Raw genomic sequence first — 1,743 nt, 5'->3', positions numbered from 1 at the left:
ATGAACTCCTCCAAATAAATAAATATAAAATTTTATCATATCATAAATGGTTTATAATGGTAATGTCTTAAAGTGGAGTGGTGGAGTGTAATCATTTTGCAGGATAAAAGGACTTAGTTTACTCAAACAAATCTAAGTCCTTTTATAATTCTATTGGTTATTTAAATATTCAATAAAAACCCCAGTTACCTATCCTAGAACGGCAGGCTTTGAATAAGGGAAATGGTTATCCCTAATGCCAATACAGTTCCTACAGAAAGTAAGCTGATCATTTTCCACCAATTTATCTCTTTTGAGGGTTTTACAGCCTCTTGGGAAACTAAAATCCAGATCACTACAGAAACTATTGATATTATGGCGATAAATTCTTTAGACATATTTAATACCCCCTTAACCTTATGTTCACCAGTTTCTTGCATTAATTATCAAAAAGTGTGGAGTGGTCATCAGCTTGTGATACCCTTTAGGATCTATATTCCTAAATTCTTTCGTAGGCTGTGGCTCTATAAGACGCTCTAATTTAAAATATTTTAAAGTTTCGTTTATTATGGCTTGCATAGGTCTCCTATAAAAAGGCACTTCAATTATTTTCCCATCGCGAGTCCACTGATCTATTATAAGTTCATGTGAAAAATAATCTACTTCCTCCGTTTTTTTCACATCCATTGATGGGTGGTGTACGGAAAATATGAATTGACCGCCTGGCTTTAAGATTCTTTGAAACTCTTTAAATGTCAATTCCCAATCATTGATATAATGAAGGACTAATGAGGTAATGATAAAGTCAAAGCTAGAATCTTCAAATGGAAGTTTTTCCTCGAGATTTAAACAAAGAACATCTGCTCCATCTCCCACTCTTCTTTTAGTAGCCTCTACCATATTTAGGCTAATATCTGTAGCTGTAACGTTAGCACCTGCTTGAATGAACTTAGAGGTATACCATCCTGCTGCACACCCTGCATCTAACACACTTAAGTTAGTTAGATCTGAAGGTAATTGCTTCATCATTGCTGGCCTTTCATACTCAGTATTATAAATACTCCTTTGGTCAACGTTATACTCATAATCATCAGCCAGCTGGTTATACGCCTGAATGACGTGCTCCTTCATGTTATCCCTCCTAATTGACTAAGTACTGGTCCAACCATTCCTCTATCTCTTTTGTTTTTAATCGCTGTTGAACTTCTTTTTCAAATAACAAAGGATCTAATAGCTCATCTAAATTTCCTAAAACACCTTCCACATTGCTTCTGTTAACAACAAAGGACTCATTTGGGAGTCTTAACTCTATTTGTTCCAAATTCTTAATAAGTACAAACGCAGCAGTTGTGTTATAAATGACCGATTGATGTATTTGACGTGTAGAAACATCACTTAAATCTCTATATTTCACGATTAACAAAAAACGATCAGGGTCCTGTTCAAAGCCATTCAAATAATTTTGTAAAGGAAGTGATTGAAACAAATGAGCATTATTTGAGTTGTTTCCCATATATAGATTTTCATATACTTGCACCTTGCTAAAATCATGTGTCTCTGGATCAAGCTGTCGTGCCATTTCTTCCGCTTGTAAATTTTCTTTTTCTGGTAGGTAAAAAAGGTTCATCCATCCAAAAAGTATTAGCCCAGTAATGAACAGTCCAATTATTAACTTATTCTTCATAGTTCGCTCCATTACCTCCTCTGACAACTATACTTTTTAACCGGTTTATTAATAGTGGTACAATAATGGAGAAAAATGGG

The 1,743-nt window shown here is 34.5% G+C and carries 3 protein-coding genes; all 3 read right to left on the bottom strand.

The window, feature by feature from the left end; genetic code table 11:
• Positions 1-194: 194 nt before the first annotated feature.
• From AC06OU_RS03015 to AC06OU_RS03005, 3 genes are read right to left on the bottom strand one after another with little or no spacing between them, the layout of a single operon-like run.
• Positions 195-377, bottom strand: coding sequence for a hypothetical protein (locus AC06OU_RS03015; RefSeq protein ID WP_475853885.1), 183 nt, complete (start codon positions 375-377; stop codon positions 195-197).
• A 25-nt stretch (positions 378-402) separates the two neighbouring features.
• A complete protein-coding gene (locus tag AC06OU_RS03010) occupies positions 403-1,110 on the bottom strand; it encodes a class I SAM-dependent methyltransferase (RefSeq protein WP_475853883.1) in 708 nt (235 codons plus the stop codon).
• A gap of 10 nt (positions 1,111-1,120) precedes the next feature.
• Positions 1,121-1,663 (bottom strand): DUF4825 domain-containing protein, encoded by a 543-nt coding sequence (locus AC06OU_RS03005; protein WP_475853882.1) that lies wholly within the window; start codon positions 1,661-1,663, stop codon positions 1,121-1,123.
• Between the last annotated feature and the right edge of the window lie 80 nt (positions 1,664-1,743).

The organism is Psychrobacillus sp., assembly GCF_056205495.1.
Note: the sequence above shows the minus strand (reverse complement) of the source record. Positions and strands in the feature narration are given on the sequence as shown.